General features: G+C 56.2%; 11 protein-coding genes. 9 read left to right on the forward strand and 2 right to left on the reverse strand.

The annotated features are described in order from the left end of the window. The first annotated feature begins 34 nt into the window (after nt 1–34). The 9 genes from COMA2_RS12920 (at nt 35) to COMA2_RS12960 (ending at nt 13270) form a co-directional block, all read left to right on the forward strand. Nucleotides 35–4261: a pilus assembly protein gene (locus COMA2_RS12920; RefSeq protein ID WP_090898821.1), complete on the forward strand. Its 4227-nt coding sequence runs from the start codon at nt 35–37 to the stop codon at nt 4259–4261. A gap of 415 nt (nt 4262–4676) precedes the next feature. Beyond that, nucleotides 4677–5306, forward strand: a complete 630-nt coding sequence (locus COMA2_RS12925; RefSeq protein WP_245631022.1) for an Ig domain-containing protein — start codon at nt 4677–4679, stop codon at nt 5304–5306. Nucleotides 5307–5402: 96 nt separating this feature from the next. Continuing rightward, on the forward strand, nt 5403–6470 hold the full coding sequence (locus COMA2_RS12930; RefSeq protein WP_090898827.1) for a PhoH family protein: 1068 nt from the start codon (nt 5403–5405) through the stop codon (nt 6468–6470). After that, nucleotides 6470–6964 (forward strand): rRNA maturation RNase YbeY, encoded by a 495-nt coding sequence (gene ybeY, locus COMA2_RS12935; RefSeq protein WP_090898830.1) that lies wholly within the window; start codon nt 6470–6472, stop codon nt 6962–6964. The genes COMA2_RS12930 and ybeY overlap by 1 nt, the downstream gene beginning before the upstream one ends. A gap of 2 nt (nt 6965–6966) precedes the next feature. Continuing rightward, nucleotides 6967–7902 (forward strand): signal recognition particle-docking protein FtsY, encoded by a 936-nt coding sequence (gene ftsY, locus COMA2_RS12940; RefSeq protein ID WP_217490746.1) that lies wholly within the window; start codon nt 6967–6969, stop codon nt 7900–7902. An 85-nt stretch (nt 7903–7987) separates the two neighbouring features. Then, entirely contained in the window at nt 7988–8773 is a 786-nt protein-coding gene (locus tag COMA2_RS12945) for a response regulator (protein WP_090898836.1), read from the forward strand. 11 nt (nt 8774–8784) lie between these two features. Further along, nucleotides 8785–10995 carry a M1 family metallopeptidase gene (locus COMA2_RS12950; protein WP_090898839.1) on the forward strand — a complete coding sequence of 737 codons (2211 nt, stop codon included), beginning with the start codon at nt 8785–8787 and terminating at the stop codon, nt 10993–10995. Continuing rightward, entirely contained in the window at nt 10982–12106 is a 1125-nt protein-coding gene (locus tag COMA2_RS12955; protein ID WP_090898842.1) for a TolB family protein, read from the forward strand. The genes COMA2_RS12950 and COMA2_RS12955 overlap by 14 nt, the downstream gene beginning before the upstream one ends. A gap of 75 nt (nt 12107–12181) precedes the next feature. Beyond that, complete coding sequence (locus tag COMA2_RS12960) at nt 12182–13270, forward strand: phosphatase PAP2 family protein (protein WP_090898845.1); 1089 nt, start codon at nt 12182–12184, stop codon at nt 13268–13270. Between the two features lie 117 nt (nt 13271–13387). Here the strand turns inward: COMA2_RS12960 and COMA2_RS12965 are convergent, their stop codons facing one another. Both COMA2_RS12965 and COMA2_RS20920 read right to left on the reverse strand, forming a co-directional pair. Further along, a complete protein-coding gene (locus COMA2_RS12965; protein ID WP_090898848.1) occupies nt 13388–15301 on the reverse strand; it encodes an ATP-binding response regulator in 1914 nt (637 codons plus the stop codon). Further along, complete coding sequence (locus COMA2_RS20920) at nt 15298–17109, reverse strand: PAS domain S-box protein (protein ID WP_090898851.1); 1812 nt, start codon at nt 17107–17109, stop codon at nt 15298–15300. The genes COMA2_RS12965 and COMA2_RS20920 overlap by 4 nt, the downstream gene beginning before the upstream one ends. Between the last annotated feature and the right edge of the window lie 90 nt (nt 17110–17199).

Below are 17199 nucleotides of genomic sequence, written 5' to 3' on the forward strand. Positions count from 1 at the left end.
CTAGACCGAAGACGCTGGTAAGGAGAAAATCATCATGAATGGTCGTACCATCGCCACCTCTATGCACGTCGTTCTTGTTGCAGGGAGTCTCTGGTGGAACGCATCCTCGGTCTCCGCTCAGACCTTGTCACAATATACAAGTGAACCACCCTTCCTGACGGAGGCCGTCGCGCCGAACATCCTCCTCCTGATGGATAACTCAGGAAGCATGGATAACTCCGCCTACCACCATGCCAATGAAGCCTACAATCCTGCCAAGTCCTATTACGGATATTTTGACGCGACTCGCTGTTATAGCTATGGATCCAATCGTTTCCAAATCGGAACTGCAAGAGCAGCAACGGCGCCGACCTGTAGTGGCGCTTATCCCTGGGACGGCAACTTCCTCAACTACATGACGATGTCCCGCATGGAGGTTGCGAAGTGGGTGATGATGGGCGGTAAGTGTTCCCCACGAGCAGTCAATGGAACCTGTTACCCTGGGGGAAAGCTTAACCATGAAACAACCGACCGGTTTACGGCGTTCACGGCCGATGCAACGGGAGTCACGTCCTATTCGGGCACGAGGTGTTTCGATCGAGGCGGTAATAGCCTCATCGTGTATGGTGGAGCGGCTTGTGGCGGAGGCAGTACGTCCCACTCGCTTGTTGTCGACATCGCTTCTGAACCGATGGGTGTGATCCAGCAAGTAGGAGACAAGGCGCGATTCGGACTGATGGAGTTCAAAGGAGCGGGTGATGGAGGGAAGGTTTTAGCGGATATCGGTTCCGGCATGACACCTATGGTGAATGCCATCCAAAACACCCCCGCCTCTACGTGGACGCCCTTGGGAGAATCTCTGTATGAAGCCACGCGATACTTCGCTCAGGTCCCCCCGGCATATAACAATTCAGACTATTCCCATAATGTTCTAAACAAAGACCCGTACTACTACACTTCTCCATGGTCAGACGTTCCTCAGTATGTGAAATGCTGTAAGAGCTTCGTCATGATTTTTACGGACGGGCAACCGACCCAGGACTTAAATGTCCCATCGACCATCATGGATAAGGCGCATGTGGCAAATGCTCATGCGCCAGTCGGGTTCATTGGCCATTGCCCAGGCGCCGCTGGTTGTACCGTGGATCATAACTCACTTCCACACAGCGGTCATGGTGGGGGGATGGTCAACCATGATGCGAACGGACAAGTAGATCACCACGATAATTGTTCAGCGTACTATGGAGGTATTGCCACATCCAATGATGTCTGTTGGAGCAATGGGTCTCATTATCTTGATGACGTGGCGTATTATGCCCACACGACGGATCTTCGGCAGGCGACCATTCCAGGCCTGAATCTCAATGGATCGGACGCAACGGGAAAAGACATTCCAGGTATCCAAAACCTCGTTGTCTATACATTTTATGCGTTCGGCAATGGCTCGAGGCTTCTTCAGGACGCTGCCAAGATGGGAGGCTTTGAAGATCGGAACAACAACTTGGTGTTTGATGCGGGCGATGTGTGGGATCAATACAACAACTATACCGGTGGGTTGGGTGCCGATGGCGTTCCCGATACATATTTTGAATCTTCAAACGCCGATGATATGCGCGACCGCTTCATTGCAGCAATCAATAGTATCCTCCGTCGGAGTCAATCCGGCACCTCTATTTCGGTTTTGGCGACATCCGGGACGGGAGAAGGCGCGCTCTATCAATCGTTTTTTTACCCCAGCACGGCGGAACCAACAACCAACGCGGATGTCCGATGGACTGGATTTACTCAGGGACTCTGGGTGGATAAGTTCGGAAATATCCGCGAAGATACGCTGGAGGATAACAAGCTCACATTGGCGGACGATTATATCGTGAAGACGATTATCGATCCGACGACCGGAGATGTCGGCGTTCAACGGTTTGTGGACGGCGACGCTGACGGGAAAGCCGACAATCCGACAGCGCCTCTTCCGACCATTCCCTTGAAAGAGGTGAAGGGGATTTGGGAGGCCGGCAAGCAACTCGCCAAGATAGACCACGCGAGTCGTCGAATCTTGACCTGGGTCGATGTCAACAATGATGGAGTGGTTGACTCGGGGAAAGATACGAAAGGCCAAACGGACGGGACTCATACAGCGTCGGGAGAAGTGATTCCATTCACGACGGCAAGTGCGGCCTTGTTGAAGGAATATCTCAGGGCCGATGCCGATTCACCGACCACCAATCCGTTTAAATCAACCGATATCATCCAGTTCATTCGAGGTTGTTATGACACCAACGCTGGTGGGCCTTGCCCAAAGTCGGCTCAACTCCGTGATCGTCGTTTAACGGTGCCTGGAGTGGGGCTGTCCGTATGGAAATTCGGCGACCCAGTGCATTCCACACCGACGATCGTCTCCCAGCCGAGGGAATCGTACGACTTTATCTACGGCGATCCAGGCTACTTGAATTTCTTCAAGCGATGGAAGAACCGAAGGCATGTCGCCTATGTGGGAGCGAATGATGGGATGCTCCATGCATTTAATGGGGGATTTTATAACCGAGGCGACGATGCCAGCACGTCCGGGGTAGTGGAACATGGATGGTTCTCCAATACTCCGACGAGTGATGGACGGGGACAAGAGCTCGGCGATGAGCTCTGGGGCTTTATCCCCTATCAACTCTTGCCGCATCTCCGCTGGTTGGCACAAGCCGACTATACGCATGTGTACTATGTGGATCTCAAGCCGAAAGTGACGGACGTTCGTATCTTCACTCCCGAGCCGGCCTGCAGTAATCCAGTGGCCGCGGGCTGTAAACACCCGAATGGATGGGGCACCATTCTCATCGGGGGATTTCGCATGGGTGGGAGCTGTGGGGCTTGTGGCGCAGGTGGCGCTGCTCCCATGACAGTGAGCATCGGAGGAACCAACCGAACGTTCTACACTGCTTATTTTGCACTCGATGTTACCGATCCTGACGAAGAACCCAAGCTGCTTTGGTCGTTCAGCGATGCAGGCATGGGATTATCAACCAGCTATCCCGCAATCATGCGAATGAATCCGCCTGGTTCGAATACCTGTCCGCTTACCGGTCCCTGTGATGATGTGTGGCTTGCCGTTTTTGGATCAGGTGCAACCGGATATGAGGGCCAAATTGGGCAGACAGGGAAATTCTATGCGGTTGATATCAAGGTCGGCCCCAGGACGGGCACAGGGGGCAGTGCATCCAATGTTTTCACAACGTTTCCCATAAAGAGTGCCTCGGGAGGAGATCTCAATACCTTCGTTGGTGATTTGGTCAGCGTGGATCGTGACTTGGATTTTCGTGCCGACGCCATTTATGGCGGGTCAGTGATCAATGACAATAGTCTTCCCTGGCGGGGACGGATGTATCGGTTAACCGCCGGTGGATGCCTCATTGCCCCCTGTTCGCCTTCGACGTGGGGATACAATTTATCAGGAGAACGCGTGCCCACCGAGGTGTTGGATGACTTTTCACCCTATCCCTCCGGGACTGCGATACAAGCCGGGCCAATGGTAGCCGCTCCAGGCCTTGCGGTCGACGATGCAAACAAGTTGTGGCTGTTTTTCGGAACCGGGCGGTTCTTTGGCAATTCCGACAAGACCAATTCCGAATCACAGCGGTTGTACGGCGTTAAGGATTCGGTATTGAGTTATAGTTGCATAGAGGGAAGCATAGGCGGTTGTAAGACGACAAGCCTCGTGAATGTCTCCGACGTTGCGGTATGTGTCGTCTGCGAGACAGGGAAAAATCAAGTGACCTCGACAGCACTTTCAGGAGTCGAAAAGGTTGAAGGAAAAGATCCAACGACGACCTTGCAAGGCCTGGTGCAAACTAAGGACGGTTGGTTTACCAATCTCACGGCCACACGCGAGAGGTCGATCACCTCGCCGACCGTACTCGGCGGAATCGTGTTTTATCCCACCTATGTGCCGCAGGCCGATCTCTGCATCTCAGCTGGTGATGGGTATCTTTACGGTCTGTTTTATCAAACCGGGAGTGCCATGAGCACCCCTGTCCTTGGGACCTCCGCATCAGGGAGCAGTACGATGGCGAATGCAAGGGTCGACATTGGTCAAGGCACGGGAATGCTTTCGGTGATGGCCGTTCACATCGGTGCTCAAGGATGGGGCACTGGTGGTGCCGGCACCGGTGGAGGTGGGTGTCAGTCAGGCATTACAGGGATGATGCAATCGAGTGCGGGATTGACCAATACGATTTGCACGAACCCTGGATCTGTCACTAGTCGGTTCATCGCTTGGATCAATCTGCGCGAGTGAACGAGTGCAAACCAAAGGGACGCCCACATCCTGCAATCTGTACGGCTGTTTTTCTCAAGCATACTTGAGGAAAACGATCGTATGGTCGTATTCGTGGAAACGATTGCGGAGAGGGGTAGGGGCAGTATGTGTTCTGTTAACGATCATATCTCTGCCCGTCTCTGGCTGCACCTCACGATCCAGCGAGCCTTCCAAAGCTAATCAGCCGCCCGTCATTCACTCCATTGTTTTGGGGCCGACACCGTTCGATCGGCAAACAGATCTCATCGCGCAGGTCAACACGCAAGACCTCGACAGTGATATCGTCCAAGTTCGATATCACTGGTATCTGAACGATCAGGTAATCGAGGGTGAAAAGAGTCCAACTCTTTCGGCCTCTCTTCTAAAGCGAGGAGATCGAGTTCATTTGGAAGCGGTGCCGTTCGATGGCAAGGTTTCCGGGTCTAGCCGAACATCTGAAGTCATTACGGTGGGCAATACTCCCCCGTTAATTGCTCAGGTGGGTATTGGTGTGAACTCTGACGAACGAGGAGACCGTCTTCAAGCACTGGTAGACGCCTCGGATCATGATCAGGACACCCCACAGTTTCTGTATCGATGGATTAAGAACGGACGTGTCGTTAAAGAGGGTGAGGAAGATTTTCTCGAATTAACTGAGGTCAGACCGCACGATCTCGTTGTGGTCGAAGTCAGGCCGCGCGACACTCAGGCTGCCGGGAAGATGTCGCGCTCGGATCCCTACACGGTGGGGAACAGCGCACCCAAAATCGTCTCATCTCCACCAATGTCCATAAATCACAATCGATACGAATATGTGGTGAAAGCTGTAGATCCAGACTCCGATTCGGTGCACTTTCAGCTCGAGGTGGCTCCTCCCGGTATGGCGATCGATCAAACGACGGGTAACATTCTTTGGGATACCGGATATGTGAAACCGGGAGTGCACCGAGTAAAGATCGTAGCGACGGATGAACAAGGAGGGTTTTCCTTTCAAGAGTTCGAACTGACCATCGCAACCGCTGAAACACCCAAGCCGGAGTCTTAGCCTGCGATGGGCTTTCAGTATTCCGTGTGCTTGTCTCGACTTTTCTGAGTCTGTTACAATCCCTTCACCATGTAGGAGGGAGACCACTCCGGACTCGTGCGCAAACTCAAACTACGAGAAGGCACCAATACCGCCGTCCTGTTCGGTCACCATGACCGACATCTCAAGCTGATCGAAGACGAATTGGGTGTCCGACTCTCTGCTCGCGGGGAAGAACTCACGCTCGACGGTCTTCCCGAGGCTGTTCGTCAAGCGGAACGCATTCTCGTTGAACTTGCCTCTCTGACCAACCAAGGGATATCACTCCAAGCCGAAGATGTCACCCATGCGCTCAGCGCATTGCGCCGAAGTCCCGAGGCATCGCTCAAGGACGTGCTCGGCGAGTCGGCCATGATCGTGACGAAAAAACGGTTTGTCGGTCCCAAGTCGCCTACGCAGAAGGTCTATATCGAAGCGATCGAGCAGCACGATATCGTCATCGCCATTGGACCGGCGGGAACGGGAAAGACCTATCTCGCTATGGCCATGGCTGTCAGTGCGTTGATGAATAAAGAGGTGAGCCGGATTATTCTTGCGCGGCCGGCGGTTGAGGCGGGGGAAAAGCTCGGGTTCCTGCCCGGCGATATCTATGAGAAAGTGAATCCCTATCTGCGGCCGCTCTATGACGCGTTATTCGACATGATGGATATGGAGCGAGCGAATCGCTTGATCGAGCGGGGCGATATTGAAATTGCCCCCCTGGCGTTCATGCGCGGAAGAACGCTCAATGATTCGTTTGTCATCTTGGACGAAGCACAAAATGCCACGGCAGAGCAGATGAAGATGTTTCTCACGAGGCTGGGCTTCCATTCCAAAGTTGTTGTAACCGGTGACATCACGCAAGTCGACTTACCGAGTGATCGGGTGTCCGGCCTCATTCAAGTAAAAGACATTCTCCACGACATTGAAGGAATTGGGTTCGTGTACTTCGGTGAGAAGGATGTGGTCAGACATCGACTGGTTCAAGAAATCATCAAGGCCTATGACCGGCACCAGCCGGTACACCGTGGTGATGCTCGACATGCTCGAGGACAGGTCTCGTCTCACAAGCGTCCATCGTCCAATCCTCGCAAGTCGTCTGCGTCCGGCTCGTCGCCGGGCGATCCCGCCAGTAGTTCACATTGATGGCGGTCTATCTGCGCGTACGTCTCAGGCGGTTTGTCGTTCGACAAACCGCGCTGGTGCATTTAGCCGAACGTGTCTTATCGGCAGTTGGCGAATCTCGGTCCGAATTGAGCCTGGAATTGACCGGAGACAGACGTATGCAACGGCTGAACCGTGAGTATCGCAAGAAGAATCGACCTACTGATGTCCTGGCTTTCCCCATCCGTGAAGCCGTGATGCCTCAAAAACTGTATCCTGTCACCCACATGCTTGGGGATGTCGTGATTTCCTTACCCACTGTCGTTCGCCAAGCAAAGGAAGCCGGGCGATCGATCGACGATGAGCTGGCGATGTTGCTGGTTCATGGGGTGCTCCATCTCTGCGGGTACGACCATGAACGTAATCCACAAGAAGCAGCGCGAATGGCGCGTCGTGAGCGAGCCTTGCTTCATCGGATTTCACCTGTGCCTGGCATGGTAACGGTTCGCATTGCACGGCGAACAAGGAGTCGTTGACGATGGGATGGTTTCAACGGCTGAATGAAGGACTCGGCAGAACACGCCATGTCGTGCAGCAATCGCTTGACCGATTCCTCGGACGTGCACCGGACGAAGAACTGCTTGAAGATCTAGAGGCAGCGCTGCTCGCCGCCGACCTTGGCGCCCGTGCCGTCGATCGTTTGATACGGCAGGTCCGGGAAGAGACACGTGGAGCGGACGCAAAAACATCGGAAGGGGTGCAGAATGTCTTAAGTCGGTCACTTTATAATATTCTGAAAACCGTATCAGGCCCTACGATCGATCAACTGGTCACCGAAGGCCCTAAGCCGTTTGTCACCCTTGTCGTTGGCGTCAATGGCGTGGGGAAAACAACCACCATCGCAAAAATTGCGCAGCGGATGACGCAGGGCGGGCGGCGGCCGCTCCTTGTCGCAGGAGATACCTTTCGTGCAGCCGCGATTGATCAACTTCAAGTGTGGGGAGATCGGGTCGGAGTGGAGGTCATTCGCCAGCGACATGGCGCCGATCCGGCTGCCGTGGCCTTCGACGGCATCGTTGCCGCCAAAGCCAGAACGGTGGACATGGTCCTCGTTGATACGGCCGGCCGGTTGCATACCAAGTCCAATCTGATGGACGAGCTGCGGAAGGTCAAACGGGTGATCGGCCAAGAATTGCCTGGGGCACCGCATGAGGTGCTGTTGGTCCTGGACGCTACGGTTGGGCAGAACGCGCTGGCACAGGCCCGCCAATTTCACGAGGCCGTCGGTGTTACGGGACTTGCTCTGACGAAGCTTGATGGGACCGCACGAGGGGGGATTGTGGTAGCGATTGCCGAAGAACTGAAGCGTCCCCTGCGCCTCATCGGTGTAGGAGAAGGAGCCGATGACCTCCAGGACTTCAATGCCGAGGCCTTTGTCGCGGCTCTGTTCGGACAGCCGACGTCTCCTCCATAAACCACGCATTGTCTTCTCATTATTTACGGTCCCGTGCTATTCTCTTTTCACAGGAATAGTTTCAGGTTGAGGAGGAATAGCGGCGATGGTCAAAGTCTTGATCGTAGACGACGATCAGATGAATTGCGATCTGTTGCAGAGCGTCTTCACCCGTCACGGGTGTCACGTCATTTCAACGACCAATGGACAGGAAGGTCTTGATCTCTTCCGCGCGCACAATCCACGAGTCACTCTGGTGGACCTCCGCATGCCGGAGATGGACGGATTGACCGTCTTAAAGGAAATCCGGGCCATCGATCCTCATGCGTCGGTGATTATCCTGGGTGGTGGAGCCACCGAAACTCAGGAAAATCAAGCACGAGCTCTACGAGCCACGGATTTTATCAGAAAGGGATTGTCGCTGGACGTCCTTGTCGAAGCCGTCACTCGACTCTCACAGTTGCCTGAACCGTCGACGATCACGCAGCCCCCTCGTGACAATGGGAATGTCATCGAACAGATCGATGAAACGGTCTTGGTGGTCGACGATGAGCCGCTCCTGTGCGATCTCTTGGTCCGGTTTCTCACTCTGCGCGGTTATCGGGCGTTTGGCGTCACAAATGGCGACGAGGCTCTGCGGATCGTCGAAGAGATGCCGCCCGATGTGATCGTGCTCGACCTGGTCATGCCTGGCGTGCCGGGGGTGGAAGTGCTTCGCACCTTGCGCGATAAAGGCTATGCCGGTGGTCTCATCATCATGACCGGAAGTCACAATGAGGAGTTGCTTCAAGAAGCTTGGAGCCTGGGCCCTCAGGAGATCCTGATCAAGCCGGTCGATCTGGAGCGCCTCTTAACCGCGATCCAGCTTGTACTCGTCTGCCGCGAGTGCTAAAACGCTTTGTGATGCCCATCAGGAAGCGTCTTCTTCGCTCTTGCCTCATCGTCCTGCTGTCGCTCTCCATCGTTCACACGTGGGGCACGTCGGCCCTGTCCGCTCAGAAGAATGTCACCCACATTCATCACGCCCTCTCGGTCGAGTTGATTCCCGCCACACATGAGCTTGTGGCGAGCGATCTGATCGAATTGGAGGTTGATCCACAGGTCACGTCGGTCACGTTCAGCCTTGCCCATACGCTGCATGTCGAGGCCATCGCCATGCGTATGCATGCAATCTCGGGTGGACAGAGCAGCCAGGACGAAGTCGTTCCCTTCACGACAGTGCGTCTTCCTGAGACCAGGGTCCAGCGCATTGTCGTCTCTCTTCCCAAAGACCATGGTCGGAGAGTGGCATTGGTCATGAGCTATCGTGGGCAGATCAATGACCCTCCCAGAGAGCCGCGGCACTTGAGATTCGTGACACCCAGTGAGACAGCCGGCCATATCGGTATGGAAGGTGTGTACTTGAGCGGTGAAAGTCGGTGGTATCCCGATGTCAGCGGCTCCTTCGGCACCTATCGGGTGACGGCTCAGGTTCCACTGGGTTGGACGGTGGTGGCATCCGGACGTAAGGAAGGCGAGACGGCGAACTCGGGAAAGACCTCGTCAATCTGGATCGTTCAGGACCAGTCCGAGGCATTCACACTCGTGGCCAACAAGTTTGTGACGACATCGCGAGAATGGAAAAGCCCGACCGGGCAGCGCGTCGAACTCCAAACCCATTTCTTCCCGGACAATGCCGGCTTGGCGGATGAGTACCTCGATGCGACCGCACGGTATCTCGAGGCATATGTCGGGATCCTCGGGAGCTATCCATTCGACAAATTCGCAGTGGTCGAGAATTTTTTTGCAAGCGGCCTTGGCCTGCCGTCGTTCACCCTCCTCGGCAGCGGGAGCATCAAGCGCCACTATATTCAACCCTATGCCTTGGGTCACGAGATCGTCCATTCATGGATCGGCAATTCCGTGTTCAATCGCGATGACCACGGCAACTGGGTCGAGGGCATGACCACCTACTTGGCTAATTATTACTGGCACGAGGCGACGCAGGATGTTCCGCAAGCCTTCGAGCAAAGACGAATGATGCTTGACGGGTACAATCTCTATGTGACGCCCGAAACCGACTATGCGGTTTCTCAGTTTCTGAGGAAGCATGACGAGAAAGATAACGCCATCGGGTACCAAAAAGCGGCCTTTGTGTTTCACCTCCTTCGACAAGCAATCGGAGATGAGCCGTTCTGGCGAGGCGTGAAGACCTTCGTGAGCAGCTATCGCAATCGTCCGGCGGACTGGAAATCGATCGAGGAAGTCTTTGCGCGGGAAAGCGGGCAGGACTTGCGGTGGTTTTTCGAGCAATGGGTCGAACAGCCCGGTGCGCCACGAGTGTCCTTGCGCAATGCCCACGCCCGTCTGATGAAGGGAGAGGGAGACGAAGAAGCTTGGCGGCTGACGGTCCAAATCGAGCAGGCCGAGAAGTCGTTTCGGATGACGATCCCCCTCCGCATCGTGATGAAGGAATCGACGGACATCAAGTCGATCACGTTGAGCCAGTCTCGAACGAACGTTGCCGAATTGGTGCTGCCCAGCCAGCCGCTGCGGGTAGAGCTCGATCCACAGCTCATGACGTTTCGCCGTTTGACGAGACATCAGCTGCCGCCGATGCTGAACGTCTACGTGACGGATCCACGCAAGACGGTGGTGCGGGCGTTTTCCGACCCCGCGTCGCCGCTGCAGCAGGTTGTGTCTCGCATTGCCGATCATGAACTCACGGGATCGCTTCGAACGACCGTGGTCTCGTTCCAAGAACATGCCCTCCCCCATGAGGGATCGCTTCTGGTACTGGCGGGAGTCGACCAGCGACAGGCGGTCCAATCCGTCGTGCAGGAGTCTTGTGGTGATCGCGTCGCTCTTGGAGAGAGGGGTTTCCGGATCGATGGTCAGACTTATGATGGGCCGACGATGGCGGTGCTGTTTTCCTGCCATCGGGCCAATGTGCCCGGCAGTGTCATCACCGTGCTGTATGGCGTGACCTCGGGCGCAGTCGAGAAACTGTCGCGCTTCCTGTTTTATTATGGGTGGCATAGTTACATAATTTTTCAAGATGGAGCCGTGACGAGACGCGAAGTATGGCACGGTTCGCCGGATGTCAAGGAGGTCATGATCGATGCAACGTCGTAAGGCCGGGGGAATTTGGCTATGGGGATTCTGTGCCTTGATGGGGCTTCCCCCATGTGCGTCGGCCGCTGATCAACACAAAGAGTCTGTGGCGCCGGCGCGTTCGACGGAACGGCACCTGGCCAATATCCGCCAGCTGACCGTTGGCCGTCAGAACGCCGAGGCCTATTTTTCGTTCAACGGGGGGAAGCTGATTTTTCAATCCACGAACAACTGGATCAAGGATTCGTCCGCCTCTCCGCGAAAACCCGCCGAGTCGGGCCTGGGGTGTTATCAAATGTATGTGATGGATGTGGAAAGCGAGACCGTCCGCTTGGTGAGTACCGGGACGGGCGCCACAACATGCGGCTACTTTTTCCCCGGCGACAGCCGGGTGCTGTACTCATCCACACATGCCGTCGGGCCCGATTGCCCGCCGAAACCCAAACGTGACGGCGCCTATCGATGGGCGCTCGATGATTATGACATTTACTCGGTCCAACTCGATGGGCAGCACCTGCGGAGGTTGACGTCATCACCAGGCTATGACGCGGAAGCCACGATCTCGCCTGACGGGAAGACCATCGTCTGGACTTCGGTGAAGGATGGAGATCTTGATTTGTATACGATGAATCTGGACGGCGCGAACGTTCGTCGCCTGACGGACGATATCGGATATGACGGCGGCGCCTTCTTTTCACCGGACAGTAAGCGAATCGTCTATCGGGCAGCTCATCCGACTGATCCGTCCGAGGCGGCCAAATACAAGGAGCTGCTGGCACAACGGCTGATTGAGCCTGGTCAGCTTGAAATTTTCGTCATGAATGCCGATGGGTCCGGGAAGAAACAGGTCACCACGACCGGCGCGTCGAATTTTTCTCCGTATTTTCATCCTGACGGCAAACGCATCATCTTTTCCTCCAATGTCGAAACGAGAGGGGAAGGGGGACGTCCCAGTTTCCACCTGTATCTGGTGAGTGACGACGGAGCCGGGTTGGAACGTCTCACCACGGAAGGACACTTTAATAGTTTTCCCATGTTTTCCCCGGACGGCAAACGTCTCGTCTGGGTTTCGGATCGCTATGCCAAGGAGCCCGGCGAATTCAACGTGTTCCTGGCCGATTGGGTGCCGTAAAAGCACGGTGATCAGTGATGAGCGATTGGTGATCAGGTCCGACATCCAGAGAGCCTCGCTACCGATGGTGGCTTGATGGGAGCCCCTTCTCAGTCATCCAAGAACATGGCGGCATCGCTCGCCGTAGTCGGTTGTTCCTCCGCCGCGCTGGCGATCAGCTTTCTTGGCATGGCCCAGTTTGATTTGCCGATCACCAAATACGTGCGATCGGTGACGATCCATCTCCCCTGGGACCAACTTATTGTTCCATGGATGGCATTTACCAGCGATATGGGAGACTGGGTCGGCCAGGGATGGCGGCTGGCAACCTTGAGCATTCTCCTGCTCGTCGTCGGCTGGGTCTTCGAAAAGCCGCCCATCAAGATGGTGGCGATCCAGTCGCTGATCGCTCACGGGCTCGCCGCATTGCTCGCCAACGGGCTGAAACACCTCATCGGCAGACCTCGGCCGAAGTTTGTCCATTCGGGAGATTGGCAGATGACCCTTTCCTGGGCGTCGGGGCTGGACTCCTTTCCCTCGGGTCATAGCACGGCGAGTTTTGCCGTCGCGACGGTGCTGTCGAAACGGTTTCCCCTCTTCGCGCCGCTCTGTATTCCGATCGCGCTATTCGTGGCACTCAGTCGTGTTCTCCGAGGATCGCATTTCCCGACCGATGTCCTCGGAGGGGCGGTGATCGGCATCCTCACCGGTTTCATCGCGATGAACCCATTACGACAGTGGCGCGCTTCCATGCAGGATGGACTACGATATGCGGCGATGGGCGCTTCGGCGGTATTTGCCTTGCTCTGGGTTTTATCCCGGCGAATGGAGGATGGCCTGGCTGGCATCCTCTTCTTGGCGCTCGGGGCAGGCGCGGTAGCGGGCGGCCTATGGCTCCGACGCACTCATTGGATTTGCAGGGGACAAACAGGAGGGGGCAGGCGTTCGACTACATCAGCATTGTTGATTGCGTATGGCCTGGCTGCCATGACTACCTCGCCCCTCGTGCTCGCTTCGGTCGGATTCGCCTGCATGGCATCCTGGCTCGATGCGATAAGTCGGCACGACGACCCAGCCGAAACATCACCTGGGAGGTTCCTGATGCTGGAAAGTGCCTGGCTTGGAGGCTTGGCCTTCGCCATTCTGATTCTCGTGGATGCGCGGGGAGTGTTGCCATTTCAATGACCACTGCGCCGGTTCGGCATGCTCGGCATCTGAAGGCAGCGCGGGCCACCGCTTCGAAGTGGTCTGAGCCCAGTTGATCGTGTTTCCTCTCTTCATCTATAGGCTCGTGCGTCCGATCTATTGCCGATCCAATATCCCGCGCACCGTTTGTGTCAACGTTGCGATGTTGAATGGCTTGCGTAGGAAGTCAAACCGGGACGACTCCACACCCTGCTGAATCACTGCGTCATCAGTGATCCCGGACATAAATAACACCCGTAGACCAGGCCTGATGGCTGTCAGCCGATCGGCCATCTCCCGACCGGACAACTCCGGCATGACTAAGTCGGTGATCACCAGATGGATCGTTCCCCTGTGGTTCGCTGCCGCCGCCAGCGCTTCCGATCCGTTCGATGTCTCCAGCACGTTGTAGCCCTGTATTTGGAGGACGATCGTGATCATGGTCCTGACCGTGTCACTGTCCTCGACGAGCAGGATCGTTTCTTGGCCCCTCGCCGCCGGCAGAACGCCAAGGCTGCTTGGCTTGGGTGGCAGTGTCTCGGCGACCGGAAGGTACACACGGAAGGTGGTCCCCTCCTGCACTTTACTTGAAACATCAATGTGGCCTCCATTCTGCTTGACGATTCCATATACTGTGGAGAGGCCCAGGCCGGTGCCCTTCTCGGCCTCCTTCGTGGTGAAAAACGGCTCGAAAATGTGGGATAGCACATCATCGGAGATGCCGCTTCCGGTGTCGCGCACCGACAGCAGGACGTAGAGGCCCGGTATCACGTCGGGATGCTCCGGACTCGTTTGCTCGCTCAACTCGGCGTTCCTGGTGGTAAGGATCAGCCGTCCGCCTTTCGGCATGGCGTCACGAGCGTTCATCGTCAAGTTCAAGACCACCTGCCCTATCTGCGACGGGTCGGCTTTGACGGGGGCGATGTCCGAATCCAGGTCGACCACGAGCTCGATCCTCGCCCCGATGAGGCTCTTTACGATCGGCCCCATGTCTCGCAAAATGGTGTTCAAATTCAGCGTACAAGGCATGAGGGGTTGCTTACGGCTGAAGGCCATGATCTGCCGGGTCAGCAGGGAACCCTGCCTCACGGTCCCGATGATGTCCCGGGCGAGTTCTTGTCTCTGTTCAGGAGCCAAGGATTCGGAGAGCAATAATTCCCCGAAAAACATGATGGCAGCCAGGATGTTGTTGAAGTCGTGGACGATGCCGCCTGTCAGCTGCCCGAGGGTCTCCATTTTCTGCACTTGCCGCAGGTGCTCGTCCAGTCGACGACGCTCACTGATGTCTCGGAAGACCAACACCGCCCCGTCGACTCTGCCGCTTGCGTCCCGGATTGGGGCCGCGACATCGTCGACAGGGAATTCCGTTCCCGCCTTTCGGATAAGGAAGGTGTTCGGGGAAAGATCAGCGGGAACGCCCGTCTCTAGCGCGTCATAGACCGGGTTTGGGACCGGCTCGTGGGTCTTCCCCTCGACGATCGGGAAGACCTCTCGCAGGTCTTTGCCGAGGGCGTCGGCTTCTGTCCACTCCGTCAACCGCTCCGCTACCGGGTTCATGAACCGCACCCGTCCCTTCTGGTCCGTAGCGATCACTCCGTCGCCGATGCTTGCGAGTATGCCCGCAAGCCATTGCTCGCTTTCCCGCAGCCGACGCTCCATTTTGGATTTGTACAATCCCATCTCAATGGCGGTGTGGAGATCCCGATCCTCGTAAGGTTTGAGGATGTAGCCGAAGGGCTCCGTCACTTTGGCCCGCTGAAGCGTGGCTTCGTCGGAGTGAGCGGTCAGGTACACGACGGGAATATTAAACCTGGAACGAATTACATCCGCCGCCTCGACGCCGTCTATGCCGAGGCCAAGATGAATGTCCATGAGAATCATGTCGGGCCGACCTTCTGTCGCCTGCCGGATGGCTTCTTCCCCGGTCGAAGCCAGACCAGTCACTCCATACCCCAACGCCTTGAGTTTCTTTTCAATGCCCTTCGCGATGATCCGCTCGTCCTCGACCACGAGAATACTGGTTGTCGTCATGCGACCCACTCCTTCCATCCATCAGGACTGGGGAAGGTGAGGATGACCACCGCTCCCCTCATATGTAACAGCTCGATCTTGCCCTCCAGCTGTTCGACGAGGGTATTGACCAACTGCAATCCGAAGGACGTGGCGTGGCGAACATCGAGGTCCGGTGGAAACCCGACTCCGTTGTCAGCCACGGTCAAGACGTTGTTCGAACCGTCGCCACGCCACGTCACTCTGATCCAGCCCAGCTCGGTATCCTTGAAACCGTGTTTGAGACAGTTCGACAGGAGCTCGTTCAGAATCAACCCGCAGGGGATGGCTATATCAAGAGGCAGCGGCGGTATGGTGACCTCAACGTGCAGCGCGATATCGGCATCCGATACCTTATAGGTGCGGTAAAGGTCTTGTGCGAGTTGCTCGACATACTCGGAGACATGCACACGTGCCAAGTCCTGTGACCGATAAAGCCGTTCGTGGATCAGCGCCATCGAGCGCACGCGTCCCTGACTCTCCTTGAACATCTCTTGCGCCTGTCGGTCGTCCGTGTGGTCGGATTGGAGATCGAGCAAGCTGGAGATGATCTGAAGGTTGTTCTTGACTCGGTGATGGATTTCCTTGAGCAGGATTACCTTCTCCTCAAGCGAAGCCCTCAAGCGCGCGTCGTGCTGCTTGCGTTCCGTGATGTCCCGTGTGATGCCGGTAAAGAGCCGGTGGTCGCCAAGGCGCACCTCGCTCACGGCGAGATCAAGGGGAAACGTAGAGCCATCTTTGCGACGCCCCACGACTTCGCGTCCGATGCCGATAATTTTGGCCTCTCCCGTATGTCGGTAGTGAGCCAGATAGCCGTCATGCTCGCTATGATAAGGTTCGGGCATGAGAATCTTGACGTTTTGCTTGAGGACCTCGGATGCCGCATAGCCGAAGAGTCGTTCGGCTGCCGGATTGAAACTCTCTATCATCCCTCGCTCGTCGATGGTGATGATCCCGTCCACCGCATGATCGACGATCGCGCGCAGTCGGGCTCCCTGTTCATGCACCGCCGCTTCCGCTCGTTTGCGAGCAGTGATGTCTTCGAAGGTGGCGGTATGGAATTGAGCCTTACCATGGGAACCTTTTACGGTCGTCATATGAGTCACACAAGGGAAACGCGTACCGTCGTGGCGGATGTGGATCGACTCGTACGTGTAGTCCCTGCTCTGGCGAGCGGTCTGCGTGTGCGTGGTCCACTCCAAGCGGCTCTCCGGAGCGCATACATCGGCTAGGGGCCTGCCGAGCAACTCCTCGACGGTGAAGCCGTGCATGGCGGCAAAGGCAGGGTTGACGGCCTTGAGTTTGTCGTCGATGGGATCGGTCACGGCCACCGCCCAACTCGCCTTGTTGAAGACGGACTCCCACTGACGGGCCTGGCTTTCCGCTTCCTGGCGCTCGGCAATCTCCGTTTCGAGCTGCGTCCGTCGCAGAGCGGCCTCCGCTGCGGCGACTTCGGCCGCTTGTCGCTGTCGATGCAGCGACTCGCTGAGCGAGCTGACGGTGATGCCGATCCCGGCAAACAGGGCGATTCGCACCCATTCACTTTCCATGATGTGTGCGCCGTCGTCGGTATTCATGGCAAAGGCGATGCCGACGACCAGGTTCAGCAGTGTGGCGAAGAGGCCGCACCAAAGGCCGCCGTGCCACGCTGAAACTATGACCGCGAGGATGAACGGCAGCAAGAAGTTGAATTGTGCGCCGAGGAAGTAATCAAGAAGATATCGTACGGCGACAACGACGACTGTGGCGAGGAGCGCAAGTGCGTAACTAGCCCCGCCCTTCACCAGCATCTTCCACCCACGACGAAAAGCACGCCCTTGCTTAATTTGGTAACCGGGAACCTCCTGACGAGTAAGACGATTGTGTAGTACCCCTAACTT

It is taken from the genome of Candidatus Nitrospira nitrificans, from assembly GCF_001458775.1.
Taxonomy (GTDB): domain Bacteria; phylum Nitrospirota; class Nitrospiria; order Nitrospirales; family Nitrospiraceae; genus Nitrospira_D; species Nitrospira_D nitrificans.